The organism is Bradyrhizobium sp. HKCCYLRH3099 (genome assembly GCF_051167855.1).
Classification (GTDB): Bacteria; Pseudomonadota; Alphaproteobacteria; order Rhizobiales; family Xanthobacteraceae; genus Bradyrhizobium.
This window is the reverse complement of sequence record NZ_JBNPTW010000007.1, coordinates 125,010-139,426: the sequence shown is the minus strand read 5'-3', so window position 1 is coordinate 139,426 and position 14,417 is coordinate 125,010. Positions and strand designations below refer to the sequence as shown.

General features: G+C 64.7%; 12 protein-coding genes. 4 read left to right on the top strand and 8 right to left on the bottom strand.

Annotation, left to right across the window (positions count from 1 at the left end):
* From sufC to ACQR1Y_RS16410, 4 genes are all read right to left on the bottom strand, one after another.
* A complete protein-coding gene (gene sufC, locus ACQR1Y_RS16425) occupies window positions 1-753 on the bottom strand; it encodes a Fe-S cluster assembly ATPase SufC (RefSeq protein ID WP_434860891.1) in 753 nt (250 codons plus the stop codon).
* Window positions 754-756: 3 nt separating this feature from the next.
* On the bottom strand, window positions 757-987 hold the full coding sequence (locus ACQR1Y_RS16420; protein ID WP_434875921.1) for a hypothetical protein: 231 nt from the start codon (window positions 985-987) through the stop codon (window positions 757-759).
* Complete coding sequence (sufB, locus tag ACQR1Y_RS16415) at window positions 987-2,483, bottom strand: Fe-S cluster assembly protein SufB (protein WP_434875920.1); 1,497 nt, start codon at window positions 2,481-2,483, stop codon at window positions 987-989. Before sufB ends, ACQR1Y_RS16420 begins: the two co-directional genes overlap by 1 nt.
* Before the next feature lie 83 nt (window positions 2,484-2,566).
* Window positions 2,567-3,730, bottom strand: coding sequence for a cysteine desulfurase family protein (locus ACQR1Y_RS16410; protein WP_434875919.1), 1,164 nt, complete (start codon window positions 3,728-3,730; stop codon window positions 2,567-2,569).
* 133 nt (window positions 3,731-3,863) lie between these two features.
* On the opposite strand from ACQR1Y_RS16410, the gene ACQR1Y_RS16405 reads away from it, so the two are divergent.
* A complete protein-coding gene (locus tag ACQR1Y_RS16405; RefSeq protein ID WP_434875918.1) occupies window positions 3,864-4,754 on the top strand; it encodes a LytTR family DNA-binding domain-containing protein in 891 nt (296 codons plus the stop codon).
* Window positions 4,755-5,033: 279 nt separating this feature from the next.
* Window positions 5,034-5,681 (top strand): alpha/beta hydrolase, encoded by a 648-nt coding sequence (locus ACQR1Y_RS16400; protein ID WP_006614822.1) that lies wholly within the window; start codon window positions 5,034-5,036, stop codon window positions 5,679-5,681.
* Window positions 5,682-5,888: 207 nt separating this feature from the next.
* Here the strand turns inward: ACQR1Y_RS16400 and ACQR1Y_RS16395 are convergent, their stop codons facing one another.
* Complete coding sequence (locus ACQR1Y_RS16395; protein WP_434875917.1) at window positions 5,889-6,566, bottom strand: glutathione S-transferase family protein; 678 nt, start codon at window positions 6,564-6,566, stop codon at window positions 5,889-5,891.
* Window positions 6,567-6,647: 81 nt separating this feature from the next.
* A complete protein-coding gene (locus tag ACQR1Y_RS16390; protein ID WP_434875916.1) occupies window positions 6,648-7,751 on the bottom strand; it encodes an anhydro-N-acetylmuramic acid kinase in 1,104 nt (367 codons plus the stop codon).
* 196 nt (window positions 7,752-7,947) lie between these two features.
* Here ACQR1Y_RS16390 and tyrS point away from each other — a divergent pair, with 196 nt between their 5' ends.
* Together tyrS and ACQR1Y_RS16380 are read left to right on the top strand one after the other, a co-directional pair.
* A complete protein-coding gene (tyrS, locus tag ACQR1Y_RS16385; RefSeq protein WP_434875915.1) occupies window positions 7,948-9,201 on the top strand; it encodes a tyrosine--tRNA ligase in 1,254 nt (417 codons plus the stop codon).
* A 56-nt stretch (window positions 9,202-9,257) separates the two neighbouring features.
* A complete protein-coding gene (locus ACQR1Y_RS16380) occupies window positions 9,258-10,520 on the top strand; it encodes an MFS transporter (RefSeq protein ID WP_434875914.1) in 1,263 nt (420 codons plus the stop codon).
* A 93-nt stretch (window positions 10,521-10,613) separates the two neighbouring features.
* Here ACQR1Y_RS16380 and ACQR1Y_RS16375 read toward each other — a convergent pair whose 3' ends face one another.
* Complete coding sequence (locus ACQR1Y_RS16375) at window positions 10,614-11,096, bottom strand: SH3 domain-containing protein (RefSeq protein ID WP_434875913.1); 483 nt, start codon at window positions 11,094-11,096, stop codon at window positions 10,614-10,616.
* Between the two features lie 391 nt (window positions 11,097-11,487).
* Window positions 11,488-14,214: an autotransporter domain-containing protein gene (locus ACQR1Y_RS16370; RefSeq protein WP_434875912.1), complete on the bottom strand. Its 2,727-nt coding sequence runs from the start codon at window positions 14,212-14,214 to the stop codon at window positions 11,488-11,490.
* Window positions 14,215-14,417: the final 203 nt, after the last annotated feature.

Below are 14,417 nucleotides of genomic sequence, written 5' to 3'. Positions count from 1 at the left end.
TCAGGCCGCATCTTCGAACTGGGCGTAACCGGACGCCTCCAGCTCGAGCGCGAGCTCCTTGCCGCCGCTCTTCACGACGCGGCCCTTCGACATCACGTGAACGACGTCGGGCACGATGTAGTTCAAGAGCCGCTGATAGTGGGTGATCACGATCATCGAGCGCTCGGGCGAGCGCAGCGCGTTGACGCCATCGGCGGCGATGCGCAGCGCATCGATGTCGAGGCCGGAATCCATCTCGTCGAGGATGCACAGTGACGGCTGGAACAGCGCCATCTGCAGCACCTCGTTGCGCTTCTTCTCGCCGCCGGAAAAGCCGACATTGACGCCGCGCTTCAGCATGTCCTGCGGAATGCTGAGCTGTTTGGAGATCTCGCGCACCTTCTTCAGGAAGTCCGGGGTCGAATACTCCTCCTCGCCGCGTGCCTTGCGCTGCGCGTTGAGCGCGGTGCGCAGGAAGGTCATGGTGGCGACGCCGGGGATCTCGACCGGATATTGGAACGCCAGGAACACGCCCTTGGCGGCGCGCTCGTCCGGATCCATGGCCAAGAGATCCTCGCCCTTGAACAGGATCTCGCCGCCGGTGACCTCGTAGCCCGGCTTGCCGGCGATGACATGGGAGAGCGTCGACTTGCCCGAGCCGTTCGGCCCCATGATCGCGTGCACCTTGCCGGCGTCGATCGAAAGCGTCAGCCCGTGGAGAATCTCGCGCTCCTCGACGCGGACCTGCAGGTTCTTGATTTCGAGTAGTGCCATGGGTCAGTCCTGATCCTGGTCAATCAGCTCCAGACGCTTTTCGATGCGATCGAGCCGAACTTTGATTGCTGCGATATCCTGGTGGTCGTGATCCTGGATGGTCACGACACCTGAGAGGTGCTGGCGGATCGCCGTCATTTCGACGCTGAGGGTCTGCATCCAATCCGCCATCTTGCTCATGTCCGAGCGGATCGCCCGGAGATGTTCGAGAACAAGATTGTCGGGTTCGACCATCAGCCCACGCTCCCCTCCAGGGAGATCGAGATCAGCTTCTGCGCCTCGACGGCGAACTCCATCGGCAGCTGCTGCAGCACGTCCTTGACGAAGCCGTTGACGACGAGCCCGACCGCTTCCTCCTGCGAAAGCCCGCGCTGGATGCAGTAGAACAGCACGTCCTCGGAGATCTTGGACGTCGTCGCCTCATGCTCGAAGGTGGCCGAGGAATTCTTGGCCTCGATGTACGGCACGGTGTGCGCGCCGCATTTGTCGCCGATCAGCAGCGAATCGCAGGCGGTGAAGTTGCGTGCGCCGGAGGCTTTCCGATGCGCCGTCACCAGCCCGCGATAGGTGTTCTGCGAGCGCCCGGCGGCGATGCCCTTGGAGATGATCCGGCTCGACGTGTTCTTGCCGAGATGAATCATCTTGGTGCCCGAGTCGACCTGCTGGAAGCCGTTCGAGATCGCGATCGAGTAGAACTCGCCGCGCGAATTGTCGCCGCGCAGGATGCAGCTCGGATATTTCCAGGTGATCGCCGAGCCGGTCTCGACCTGAGTCCAGGAGATCTTGGAATTGGCGCCACGGCAGTCGCCACGCTTGGTGACGAAATTGTAGATGCCGCCCTTGCCTTCCGAATTGCCCGGATACCAGTTCTGCACCGTCGAGTACTTGATCTCGGCGTCGTCCATCGCGACGAGCTCGACGACAGCAGCATGCAGCTGGTTCTCGTCGCGCTGTGGCGCCGTGCAGCCTTCCAAGTAGGAGACGTAAGCGCCCTTGTCGGCGATGATCAGCGTGCGCTCGAACTGGCCGGTGTTGCGCTCGTTGATGCGGAAATAGGTCGACAGCTCCATCGGGCAGCGCACGCCCGGCGGCACGTAGACGAACGAGCCGTCGGAGAACACCGCCGAGTTCAAGGTGGCGTAGAAATTGTCCGAGGTCGGCACGACGCTGCCGAGATATTTCTGCACCAGCTCGGGATATTCGCGGATCGCTTCCGAGATCGGCATGAAGATCACGCCGGCCTTCTTCAGCTCCTCCTTGAACGTCGTCGCCACCGACACCGAATCGAACACGGCGTCGACCGCGATCTTGCGCGTCTCCGGAGTGCCGGCGCCGGGCTTCGGCTCCACGCCTTCGAGGATCGCGACCTCGCGCAGGGGGATGCCGAGCTTTTCATAGGTCTTCAGGATCTCCGGATCGATCTCGTCGATCGAGGAGAGCTGCTTCTTCGGCTTCGGCGCGGAGTAGTAATACAGATCCTGGAAGTCGATCTTCGGGTAGTCGACGCGCGCCCAGGTCGGCTCCTGCATGGTCAGCCAGCGGCGATAGGCCTCCAGGCGCCATTCGAGCATCCAGGCGGGCTCGTTCTTCTTGCCCGAGATGAAGCGGATCGTGTCTTCGGACAGGCCCTTGGGGGCCTTCTCGGATTCGATGACTGTCTCGAATCCATAGCGATATTGGTCAACGTCGATCCGCCTGACGCGGTCGACCGTCTCTTGTACGGCTGGCATTCCATCCTCCGCTCGCGGTTTCAAGGACCGCGGTGGACATCTCTGGAACCGTCTTACGACGTTTCGCGGACGAAATCACGCCCTTAGAATCGCTCAAGCACGGTTTCGTTGCCACCTTTAAGTAGGGTCAATGACAGCTTTCGCCAAGCCTCGACGACCCGATCGACCTCCGCCTCCGTGGTGGACCAGCCCAGACTGAGGCGCACCGCTCCCTGGGCGGCCGCAGAACCCACGCCCATCGCTTCCAGGACATGGGACGGCTGGACCTTGCCGGAGGAGCAGGCCGAGCCGGAAGATACTGCAATACCTGCGAGATCGAAGCCGATCACCGCCGTCTCGGCTTTCATCCCGGGCGCGGTGAACAGCGTGGTATTGGGCAGCCGGGCCGCCGCGGACGAAAACACCGTCAAGCCGCGCGTCTGGCACAAGCCCGCCTCCAGCCGCTCGCGGAGGGCCGTGACCCGAGGCAGATCCACCTCCAGCGCCGCCATGGCCGCGCCGGCGGCGGCCCCGAAGCCGGCGATCCCGGTCAGGTTCTCGGTTCCGGCCCGGCGGCCGCGCTCCTGCCCGCCGCCGCGCAGCAGCGGAACGAGGTCGTCGAGGCCTGTGCCGATCACCAGGGCGCCGACACCTTTCGGGCCGCCGATCTTGTGCGCAGAAACGGTCACGAGGTCAGCACCCATCCGCTTGATATCAAGCGGGATTTTCCCAAACGCCTGGATCGCGTCGACGTGCAGCAGGCCGCCCGCCTGGCGCACGACCTCAGCGACTTCCGAGATCGGTTGAAGCACGCCGGTCTCGTTGTTGGCGGCCATCACGGAGACCAGCGCCGGCGGACCGCTCGTCAGCAGGGCTTCGAGACGACCGAGATCAACCACCCCCGACGGTCCCACCGGGATGGTCTGCACGGCGCCGGCCGCGAACCGCCCGCCCGCCAGCACCGAGGCATGCTCGACCGCCGAGACCAAAAGACGTTCGACCGCACCGCCGGGCGCCTTCAGCCCCGGGCTGAGCGCCAGCACATTGGCCTCGGTTCCGCCCGCCGTGAACACGACGCGTCGCGCGGTGGTGCCGAGCCCGCGCGCGATCACCTCGCGGGCATCCTCCATCAGCCGGCGCGCCTTGCGGCCTTCGGCGTGCACCGAGGACGGATTGCCGATGAGATCCATGGCCGCAAGCATCGCCGCCCGCGCTTCGGGGCGCAGCGGCGTCGTCGCATTCCAGTCGAAATAGACCCTGTCCGCCATGTCCCGCTCATATCAACTCGGTTCGCGATCGACCACCACGCATCAACGCCGGTCGATTGTGATCTGCCCTGCTGCCGCCAGGGCGGCACGGTGGTATCGTCGCACGCGAGATTGAGATGGTGAGTGCGGTCCCATGAGCAAGCTGACCGGTCTGATCCTGCGTCCGAACGACCGGACCTTCTATGCGACGACCGCCGCGCTGGCAGCCGGGGTCGGCATCATCAATGCCTTCTCATCGGCCCATGACGCCGCCCGGCGCGGCGCGACCTACGATCTCGCAAAGCCGCTGGTGTGGGAGACGACCAGCATTCTGGTCATCATTCTGCTCACCCCGCTGCTGGTCGCGACGGTCCGATCGATCCGATCCTCATCCGGCGCCATGCATCGCGTCGTGATCCCGGCGATGACGCTGATTGCGTTCTCGGCGCTGCACATGCTGGGCATGGTGGCGCTACGCAACCTCGTGATGTGGTCACAGGGCGGCAGCTATGATTTCGATCTCTCCTGGCCGACCGTCCTGTACGAGTTTCGCAAGGACACCATGACCGCGCTGCTCATCGGCACCACGCTGTGGCTCTGGGACGGCCTTCACGCAGCCAAACAAGAAGTGTCCTCCAGCGCGACTGACACCCCTGTCCCCGCCGCTCTATGGCTGCGTGACGGCACGAGCCGGATCCGGATCGCGCCGTCCGACATCCTGTGGGTCGCCTCCGCCGGAAATTATGTCGAATACACCATGGCCGACGGCCGCCAGCATCTAATCCGCGGCACGCTCGCGGCCACCGAGACCGAGTTGGCCCGCTTCAATCTCGTCCGCATTCATCGCAGCCGGCTGGTCAACATCGCCCGCGTGACCGCGCTGTCATCGCTGCCGACGGGCGATTTCACCCTGACATTCGACAGCGGCCACAAGGTGCAGGGCAGCCGCCGCTTCCGCAGCGCCGTTCCACACCTGGAGCAGACGCCGACACCGCCACGCGCGGGCGCTCCCGCCGACGAGGAAAATTCCAAGGTTTTCAATTGACTGCAGGAAGATGCGAAGCAACCGCCGCGGTGTCCGGGTCGGCCCCGCGGCCTGCTCGGTGCAGTGCTGTGGGCGTTGCCAGGCGTTGAAAATCCTTGCTTTTTGCCCCGCGCTCCATGCTAGAAGGCCAACTTCCAGTCACGCCAGCGCTGTTCCGTCCAAGCTCACGGATGGCGCTCGATCACCACTTTTCCTGCTGATGTCCCCAGCTGATGTCTTCGGCGAGGCGCCAGATGAGGCACGGACGAAGTCGGTCGATGCTCTGCCAAGGATTCTCTGATGCCTGAAGTCATCTTCAACGGTCCGGCCGGCCGCCTCGAAGGCCGTTACCATCCGGCGAAGCAGAAGAACGCGCCGATCGCGATGATCCTGCATCCGCATCCGCAGTTCCATGGCACGATGAACCATCAGATCGTGTATCAGTGCTACTACGCCTTCGCGCATCGCGGCTTCTCGGTGCTGCGCTTCAATTTCCGCGGCGTCGGCCGCAGCCAGGGATCGTTCGACCACGGCACCGGCGAGCTGTCGGACGCGGCGTCGGCGCTCGACTGGGCGCAGACCATCAACCCCGAGGCGCGCGCCTGCTGGGTCGCCGGCTTCTCGTTCGGCGCCTGGATCGGCATGCAGCTGCTGATGCGCCGCCCCGAGGTCGAGGGTTTCATCTCGATCGCTCCGCCCGCCAACCTCTACGACTTCTCGTTCCTGGCGCCCTGCCCGTCCTCCGGCCTGATCGTGCACGGCGAGAAGGATGCCGTGGTGCCGCCGAAGGACGTCAACACGCTGGTCGAGAAGCTGAAGACGCAGAAGGGCATCGTGATCGACCAGCAGGTCATTCCCGGCGCCAACCACTTCTTCGACGGCAAGCTCGAGCCGCTGATGGAGACCATCACGGCCTATCTGGACATGCGCCTCGCCAATGTAAGGTGAGGCTGCGCGAGACGTCCATTGTTTAGATGGACGCGCGTGTCATCCTCCGCTGTCATCACCCGCGCAGGCGGGTGATCCAGTACGCCGCGGCTTCTCGGTCGACCCACAGGCGTCTCGGAGTACTGGATCGCCCGGTCAAGCCGGGCGATGACACTGAGAGCGCGGTGAGCGCTCGGGACGACAAGAGCGACGCTCCGCAGAACGCCCCTATGCGGCCTGCTTCAACAAATAAGCATCGTGCCGCATCAGGAATGCGCGCAGCAGCTGCGGATAGTCTTCGCCAACAGCCGTTTTCACGCTCGGCCGCTGGGCAAGCTGCTCACGCCAGGCCCGCACCTTCGGCGTCGACGCGAAGATGCCGAGATCACCGTAAGCATCGAACACATCGAAATAGCGGAAGACCGGCGCGAAGACCGCGTCGACGAGGCTGAACTGCGCGCCGGCGAAATACGGTCCCTCGCCCAAGGCGTCCTCGACGCGCGCGAACTTCGCGGTCAGCGCCTCGCGCTTGGCCGCGAACACCTGAGCGTCCTGCGTCGTCTCCAGGCCCCAGAGATCGCCCAGGATCGCCGAGCCGAACTCCATCCAGGCGCGATGCTGGGCGCGCGCCAGCGCGTCCTGCGGATGCAGCTTCGCGCCACCTTGCGTCTCCTCGATGTACTCGCAGATCACATTGCTCTCGAACAGCGCCACCTCGCCCTGCGGCGTGGGCACCACCAGCACCGGCACCTTGCCGAGCGGCGAGAGCTTCAAGAACCAGTCGGGCTTGTTGGCGAGATCGATATCGATCCGCTCGAAAGCGATGCCCTTCTCGGTAAGCGCGATGACGGCGCGCTGCACATAGGGGCAAAGCGTGTGGCTGATCAGCTTCAGGGAGGGCGACATGACATCCTCGGCAGTTTGATGCAGATGCATCAAACTAGATGCACTTGCATGAACCTGTCAAGGACGATGCATCTGCATGGATCAGGGCCTCGCGATCACCCCGCCGGTCATCGGAAACGGCACCCCCGTCGTGGCCGGATAGCTCAGCGGCAGCCCCTTCATGCCGCGCACGGCCAGGAAGCCGAACGCCTGGGCCTCGATGGCGTCGGCCGACCAGCCGAGCGCGTCCGCCGATTCGACGCTCGCCGGCGCCACGCGTTCCCTGAGCATCCGCATCATGGTGTGGTTGCGGGCTCCGCCGCCGCAGACGATCCAGCTCGCCGGCGGCTTCGGCAGCAAAGGCACGATCCGGGCAATGGCGGCCGCGGTGAACGCCGTCAGCGTGGCCGCGCCATCCGCCGGGCTCGCGGCGTCCAGCTTCAGCGCGGCAAAATCATTGCGGTCGAGCGACTTCGGCGGCGGCAGCGCGAAGAACGGCAGCGCCAGCGCATCGGCGATCCACGCCTCGTTCGGCGCGCCCTGCTCCGCCAGGCGGCCGTCCTGGTCGAACGCCTGCCCGGTCGTGCGGTGCATGAAATCGTCGAGCAGCGCATTGCCCGGCCCGGTGTCGCAGGCGATTAGGACGTCGTCGCCGTCGATATAGGTGATGTTGGAGACGCCACCGATGTTCACCACGGCGATCGGCCCTTGCCGCGACAGCGATTGCGCCAGCGCGCGGTGATAGACCGGCACGAAGGGCGCGCCCTGCCCGCCGAAATCGACGTCGGCGGCACGAAAATCGTGCATCACGGGGATATGGACGGATTTGGCGAGCGCGCCGGCATCGCCGATCTGCACCGTCAGGCGGCGCTCAGGGCGATGCAGCACGGTCTGGCCGTGGAAGCCGATGATGTCGATATCCTCCGGCATCAGCCGGTGCTGGGCGAGGAACGCCGCGATCGCCTCGGCATGCGCCACCGTGACGGCCTGCTCGGCGTCGCGAACCCGCCCCGGCCGCGCCTCGCGCCGCTCGATCTGCACGGCATCGGCGAGCGCCTCCCGCAGCAGGCTGCGCTCGGCGGGACTGTAGGGCCGATACCCGGAGGGACCGAGCGTCTTGACCAGCCGCCCGTCGGTTTCGATCAAGGCCACGTCGACCCCGTCCAGCGAGGTGCCACTCATGAGGCCAAGTGCGGTCAGAATCATTGCAGTCGAACCCGAAAATCCTGGCCTCGCCTGGAAGTGCGGCTGATTTGAGGTCCCGCCGGCGTCTGTACATGACCTTGTACAAGCCGGGCGCATCTTATAATGCCACAACGCCCGGACCGGCGGCAGCCGCCCTCCCATACCCGGCCGCGACATCAGGCCAATACCGTAAACAAAAGCTCAGAGCAGCCCAACCATGACTGGCTTCAAGTCTGATTTCCTGAACGTGCTGCAGAGCCGCGGGTTCATTCATCAGTGCTCGGATTTCGAGGGCCTCGATGCGCTCGCCGCCAACGGCCAGGCGACCGCCTATGTCGGCTATGACTGCACCGCGCGCTCGCTGCACATCGGCAACTTCCTGACCATGATGATGCTGTACTGGCTGCAGCAGACCGGCAACAAGCCGATCACCCTGATGGGCGGCGGCACCACCATGGTCGGCGACCCCTCCGGCAAGGACGAGACCCGTGCGATGCGCACCGTCGAGGAGATCGAGGGCAACAAGGCCTCGATCCGCGGCGTGTTTGCAAAAGTGCTGCGTTATGGCGACGGCGCGACCGACGCCATCATGCTCGACAATGCCGAGTGGCTGACGAAGCTGAACTGGATCGAGATGCTGCGTGACATCGGCCGGCACTTCTCGGTCAACCGCATGCTCACCATGGACTCCGTGAAGCTCCGCCTCGAGCGCGAGCAGGAGATGAGCTTCATCGAGTTCAACTACATGGTCTGCCAGGCCTACGACTTCGTCGAGCTGGCGCGACGCACCGGCTGCCGGCTGCAGATGGGCGGCTCGGACCAGTGGGGCAACATCGTCAACGGCGTCGAGCTCGGCCGCCGCATGGGCACCGAGCAGCTGTTCGCGCTGACCACGCCGCTGCTCACGACCGCCTCCGGCGCCAAGATGGGCAAGACCGCGCAGGGCGCGATCTGGCTCAATGCCGACCAGTGCAGCCCGTATGATTTCTGGCAGTACTGGCGCAACACCGAGGACGCCGACGTCGTCAAGTTCCTCAAGCTGTTCACGACGCTGCCGCTGTCCGAGATCGAGAAGCTCGGCGCGCTGCAAGGCGCCGAGATCAACGAGGCCAAGAAGGCGCTGGCGGACGCGGCAACAACCTTGCTGCATGGCGAAGAGGCCGCGCGCACGGCTGCCGAGACGGCGCGGCGCACCTTCGAGGAAGGCGCCATCGCGGAGAACCTGCCGACGGTCGAGGTCGCCAAGGCCGAGCTCGACGCCGGCCTCGGCGTGCTCAACGCCTTCGTCAAGGCCGGCCTCGTCGCCTCCAATGGCGAGGCACGGCGCCAGATCAAGGGCGGCGGGCTGCGCGTCAACGACGTCGCCGTGACCGACGAGAAGATGGCGCTGACCGCCAACGAGCTGACCAGCGAGGGCGTGATCAAGCTCTCGCTGGGCAAGAAGCGGCACGTGCTGGTCAAGCCTGCATAGGGGCATTCGCTTTTGCCGGCTTGTCAGGGCGCGCCTCAAGGCGCTCCCTGGCGGCCATGACGATCAGCGCGCCGCCAGAGCCTGCGCAAGTCGAGGAGACGCCGATCCCGCCGACCAGGGCGGGGCGGACGGCGTTCGTGGTGCTGGGCCTGTGCTTCGCATTGTCGGTGCTCGGCCGAGGCCTCGGCGAGAGCTTCACCGTCTTCCTCAAACCGATCTCCGAAAGCTTTGGCTGGGATCGCGCCGAGGTGGTCTCGATCTATTCGATGACCGCTTTGGCTGGCGGCCTCGCCGCGCCGCTCATTGGCCGGCTGTTCGATCATTCCGGACCACGCGCGGTCTACGCCCTCGGACTTCTGCTGCTGGGCTCGGCCTTCACCGCGGCCGCGCATGCGCAGGCGCTGTGGCAGTTCCAGCTCAGCATCGGCCTGTGCGTCGGCATCGGCATCGCGCTGATCGGCAACGTGCCGAACTCGATCCTGCTGGGGCGCTGGTTCGGAACGAAGCTTTCGACGGCCATGTCCGTGATCTATTCGGCGACCGGCGCGGGCGTGCTGCTGCTGCTGCCGGGCTCGCAGCTGCTGATCGATGTCATCGGCTGGCGCAGCGCCTACCAATCGTTCGGCGCCGCGACCTTCATCCTGCTGGTGCCGCTGGCGCTGTTGCCCTGGCGGCTGTTTGCCGCCGGCGCTCCTCATATCACCAAGCCGATCGCCGACGAGTTCGCCGAGGACGTCTGGACGTTGTCCCGCGCGCTGCGTCACCACGCCTTCTGGGCGCTGTTCTCGACCTTCTTCTTCACCGCGATCGGCATGTATGCGATTGCCCCGCAGGTCGTCGCCTATTTGATCGATGCCGGCTTTGCGCCGCTGCAGGCCGCAACCGCCTGGGGCTTCTCCGGCGTCGTACTGCTGTTCGGCATGCTCGGCGTCTCCGCGCTCGACGGCCTCATCGGGCGCAGGCCATCGGTGCTGTTCTCCTACGCGGTCTCGATCGTGGGCATCCTGATGCTGTGGGCGCTGCAATTCTGGCCCAACATCTTTCTGCTCACCGGCTTCGTCGTCTGCTTCGGCAGCATGATCGGCTCGCGCGGCCCGCTATTGTCGGCCACAGCGATGAAGATCTTCCGCGGCAGGCGCCTCGGCACGATCTACGGCACCATCACGATCGGCAGCGGCCTCGGCTCGGCGCTGGGATCGTGGAGCGGCGGCGTCATCCACGACCTCACGCACGGCTATGACGCGGTGATCCTCCTGGCGCTGGTCAGCGTCGTCATCGGCATGATCCCGTTCCTTGTCGTTCCTGCGCTTCGATCGTAGCGCTTGCCGGCTGCTCCGTCCCGGTGGAGCGGCTCGCTCGACGCCTTGCGGCGCCGAGCGGACCGGTGTCGAGCACGAGTGCATCGGCTGTCGCTACTCGTACTCATGGCCGTCGTAGTCGTTCTCCCAATTGTCTCGCCATCCGGGCGGCCGCGCATCCTCTTCCCAATGGTAATCGACCCATCGTGGCAGATCACCGTACAGCGGCAGTTCGTGGTAATAGTCACGCCAATACGTGTCGATGTGAAAGGTCACGATCGGCAGCTCGACGCGCGGCGCATAGGCGGGAACATAGACGCGCCGCGTCTCGTAGCTGAACTGAATCAGGGCGCCCGACGCCCAGCCGCGAAGTCCAGACGCGCTGACGTCGCACCAGGTGTAGCCGCGCAGGCAGCCGTGAATCGTGAGCGACGAGCCGGCGCCGAGGACGCCGACCGCGGGGAAGCGTACATTCGGTCCGGCGCGGACGTTGAGATTGACCCCTGCATAGCCCTCGACGCTGGCGGCCTTGGCGCGATCGCTCAGGCCGACGACGATCAAGAGCGCGGCGAGAGGCAGAAGCGGCGTGTTCTTCATAAGATGTCTCCTTGTCGATCGTCCGTCCGTGGCGTCGCGCGGGGCGAACGGAGGGGCCGTTTCATCCAGGATGCCGCCGCGTTTCGATCAGATGGCATCCGATCAGATCAGCATGCGACCTGCTGGATAGCTCACCAGGTGGCGCCCGATGAGATGCGGGCCATTAAGCGTCGGATGGTTACGGCAGACTGACGCTGGGGCTTTGCCGTGCCATCTTCGGCCGATCGAGACCCTATGCGTCCCAAGACACAGCAATGCGCGCGGCCACCACGAAGAAGATCATACGCAGTAGACGTTCCGGTACGATTTACGGCACGATCATGATCGGCAGCCGGCTCGGCCTGGCGCAAAGATCGTGGAGACAATCCTCCAGCACGGCTACGCGCAGCCGTTACCACGCACAGCGCACGACGGCCTTGCCGGCATACGAGCGTGTGACGTTCGAAAACTCTCCTTCGAACGTCGCGGCCGCGGTCCAGCCGGTCGCCCAATGCATCTCGACAGCGGCGCTGGTCAGCGCGGACTCTGCTGCCTGCGCCGCGCCGTTGACGACAAAACCCGCCGCCGGCACTGCCTGGAATGTCGCGGCAGCTGTGCGGTCGGGGTTGAAATCATGCGCCCAGGCGAGACGGCCTCGAAGCGAAAGCACACCATCCGCCGCAATGAACGACTTGTCAGCGCGCAAGCCGAGCTCGCTGCGGGTATCGGTCGCGCTCCTCGAGGCGTAGTTCAAAGCGAAGGTTGCGGCACCTGAGACCACCTGCTCCGCATAGAACGGCAGAGCGACGGTGGTGACCTGCGCCGCCGCATAGGGCGCAATGCCAACGCCGCCACTCCACGGCACGATGAGACGGTAGCCGCCTTCGACCCGACCGGAATAGGCGTTGGCATCGAACTCCGCGCGGAGATGGTCAACGCCCGCGACCGTCACGTAACGATCGGTCACGATGGCCTGCCAGCCATAGGCCAGGGCCGCGGAAAGATAGACCGGTCCGTCCGTGTGGCGCATGTATCCGCCGATCTGGAAAAGGTCGGAACGTCCCGAACCGAGCACGTTGATGCCGAAATTCGTGCCACCCCCGGCGATCGAGAAGCCCGCCAGCGTATTCGGCGAGAACAGGTAGTCGGCACCGGCCGCCGCGCCGTAGATCCGGCTGGTCGTGTCATTCGATCCTGCGCTCGCACGTCCGTTGCTCGACTGCGAAGCGCCGAAGCCAGCGGCCCACACGTTCCAGCGCTGCGCAAAGGACAACGATGGCGCTTTTGTCACCATCGCGAACGCATCGGTCCGCCGATCCGCCAGGCTTGTGTTGCTCTCTCCCGCGAACCGCGCTGAACCGGACGAAGACGCCGGAAACGCCGGCGTGCGTTGTGTCAGAGGATCGGTGAGCAGCCCCACGAATTGGCCCATGGCATCGAACGTGGTCTGCTGCGGTGACGTCCCGATCTCTCCTGAAGCCTGGGTCAGCCCGTTGGCCGTCAACCCGGCATAGACGAACGGGATTCCACTGCTGCTGAACACATTGACCAGCGCATTCCCCACTGCCGCCTGGTTGCCGTTGAGCCCGCCGGGAAGTCCGTAATTGAGGATCAGATCGAGGTAGACGTCCTTGGGGGTGTAGCTCAGGGCCGTATGGAAATTCGCCGGCAGATCGGTCGTCACCAGTGTCGAGAATCTCGTGTCGTTCAGACCACCTGCCGCTGACAAGATCGTGTATCTCTTTGTCACGTAGGAAGCTGGACTGAAAACCGCATTCACTGTGCCCGACAGCGCTGCCGTTCCCGACACAACCATCTGGTCGGACGCGGTGGGCGATACCTTGACCAGATAGGTTCCGCCCGAAGTGAGGATGAGATTGCCGCTGAGGCTCGTTGTCTGGATCGCGGTGCTTCCGCCCGGAGCAAGCACGCCGCCGTTCGTCAGCGTACTGCCATCGCCGAGGACAACCGAAGCGCCCGGCGCGAACACGGCACCCGCCAGATTGTTGAAGCTGTTGGTCCCCGTCCCGAGATTCACGCTGCCGATGACCGTTCCGGAGTTATTGATGAGGTCGTTCCCGGCATCCCCGCGGATGGCGGTGCCTGCGACGCCACCTGCGCTCGTGATTGTGCCGCCATTCGTGAGGACGTTGGAGTTGCCTCCTTCGAACCAGACTCCGGCCCCCGCCCCCTGACCGCCCGAGATCGTGCCTGCAAGGTTGGCAACGAGGATATTGCCATATCCACTCGCGAAGGCATGGATGCCATAGGAGCCGTCGGCCGACGCCGTGATGTTGCCGCTCGAAGTGATGGTCGTGCCTTGGCCGAAAAAGGGTAGTCGGGCCAGGATGCCATCCGACCCGCTTCCGCTGGTGACGATGTCGCCGGTTGAAACGATGGTGATATCACGGCCCGCAGCGCTGATGCCGGGCGAGTTGCTTCCAAACGTCGTCAGGTTGCCTCCGGATGAGATCGTCGTCAGGGAGCCGTAGCTGAATGCGGCAATGGCGGCGGAATTCGCGCCTGCAGTGACGACGTTCCCATTCGAGGTGAGACGGCTGGAGAAAGTTAGAGCCTGCGCGAGAAGGCCGTAAGAACCTGCTCCATTGGTCGAGATGTCGCCGGTCGAGTCGAGGGTCACTCCTCCGCAGCAGCTGGTGATGGCGGCAATTCCGGATGCATTGGTCCCGCTGGTCGAGATGTTTCCGGTCGACCGGACATGCGCGCTAAGGCCCGGCTCGCCGGCGCTGTAGGCCAGGATTCCTGAACCTCCCGTCGCGGAGATCGCCCCGCGGAAGGTGAGATCAATGTTGCCCGGAGTGCTGAAGAACACGCCGGTGGCACCCTGGGTGGTGATTTGAAATGCGCCGAGATCGATGGTGCCCGAAATGTCGGGACCCGATTGTCCCATCGAAATCCCGGCCGTGCCCGCGTTCGGGGTCATATTGTTCGTCAGCGAATTGACGGAAAGCGTGGTCACGGGCGAACCGACCGCAACGCCCGCCGACAGATCTCCGGTGCAGGTTTCGACAGTTCCGCTGATCGAGCAGCCGGCGCGGACTGAGACGGGCGCAACAATCAGCCCCGACAGCGCGAGAAAGCTGGCACGCCGCGCGACCAGAACAACCGAGTGCTTCAAAATGGAGCCTCAGGAAAGTAATAAACTACCTGAAGCATAACCCCCATTTCTCGCGTGCCACAATCTGATCGTGCGACGACGGCCCCCCTGAATCTAAAGGGTGTGCCACGCGAGCCACAGAGACACGCATGTGCGCTGGCCGTCCGATGATCGCTCTCGACCAGCTTGGGCGAGATGCCTCGCGCCTGACGTGCACATCACAA

Coding starts and splice junctions, on each gene's coding strand:
- sufC (WP_434860891.1), bottom strand. CDS start 753: ATGGCACTACTCGAAATCAAGAACCTGCAGGTCCGCGTCGAGGAGCGC.
- ACQR1Y_RS16420 (WP_434875921.1), bottom strand. CDS start 987: ATGGTCGAACCCGACAATCTTGTTCTCGAACATCTCCGGGCGATCCGC.
- sufB (WP_434875920.1), bottom strand. CDS start 2,483: ATGCCAGCCGTACAAGAGACGGTCGACCGCGTCAGGCGGATCGACGTT.
- ACQR1Y_RS16410 (WP_434875919.1), bottom strand. CDS start 3,730: ATGGCGGACAGGGTCTATTTCGACTGGAATGCGACGACGCCGCTGCGC.
- ACQR1Y_RS16405 (WP_434875918.1), top strand. CDS start 3,864: ATGAGCAAGCTGACCGGTCTGATCCTGCGTCCGAACGACCGGACCTTC.
- ACQR1Y_RS16400 (WP_006614822.1), top strand. CDS start 5,034: ATGCCTGAAGTCATCTTCAACGGTCCGGCCGGCCGCCTCGAAGGCCGT.
- ACQR1Y_RS16395 (WP_434875917.1), bottom strand. CDS start 6,566: ATGTCGCCCTCCCTGAAGCTGATCAGCCACACGCTTTGCCCCTATGTG.
- ACQR1Y_RS16390 (WP_434875916.1), bottom strand. CDS start 7,751: ATGATTCTGACCGCACTTGGCCTCATGAGTGGCACCTCGCTGGACGGG.
- tyrS (WP_434875915.1), top strand. CDS start 7,948: ATGACTGGCTTCAAGTCTGATTTCCTGAACGTGCTGCAGAGCCGCGGG.
- ACQR1Y_RS16380 (WP_434875914.1), top strand. CDS start 9,258: ATGACGATCAGCGCGCCGCCAGAGCCTGCGCAAGTCGAGGAGACGCCG.
- ACQR1Y_RS16375 (WP_434875913.1), bottom strand. CDS start 11,096: ATGAAGAACACGCCGCTTCTGCCTCTCGCCGCGCTCTTGATCGTCGTC.